Genomic DNA, 509 nt, shown 5'->3' with positions numbered 1-509 from the left:
GATGTGATTACCACACCGCAGGATTATACGGCAGCGATCGTCAATCCACAGCATTGTTCACCCGCAGGGGATGTTTATTTTGATGTACCCAAATCGTGTCCGTCCCGGATTCGTACCAATATGATTATCACCGTAGAGGAAATCAACACGTCCATGAATGCGTTAAAATCCTCACTTGCCAACAACGAGGTTAAAATCGAATCGGGAGCAAGCCAGACCCTGTTGGATCTGATCGTCAACCCTTCGGCAACCGATCAGGAGAAACTGGATGAAATGCTGGAATTCTCACCCTATCTTTCGGATGAAGTGCTGATGGCGTATTTTGATGCCACAGTGGACTTTAAAGATCTGGAAGAGGTAGCAATTGCCAATTCACCGTTAAGCGACACGGTATGGCAGTATCTGGGTACACTTTCTCTGCCTTCTGCCATCATGGATTCACTCACAAACCATCAGGTTGGGGTATCCGTTCGCGATTTTACTGTAAACGCCATTGGTTTTGATAGAAA

Annotated in this window: 1 protein-coding gene; it reads left to right on the top strand. The window is 46.4% G+C overall.

What is annotated here, in order from left to right; translation table 11 throughout:
- On the top strand, window positions 1–509 hold a 509-nt coding region (locus tag ABDZ97_RS17465; RefSeq protein ID WP_343791046.1), incomplete at both ends, for a hypothetical protein.

Origin of the sequence: Wandonia haliotis, from assembly GCF_039523435.1 — a bacterium.
GTDB lineage: Bacteria > Bacteroidota > Bacteroidia > Flavobacteriales_D > Crocinitomicaceae > Wandonia > Wandonia haliotis.
This window is presented reverse-complemented; position numbering and strand designations above follow the sequence as displayed.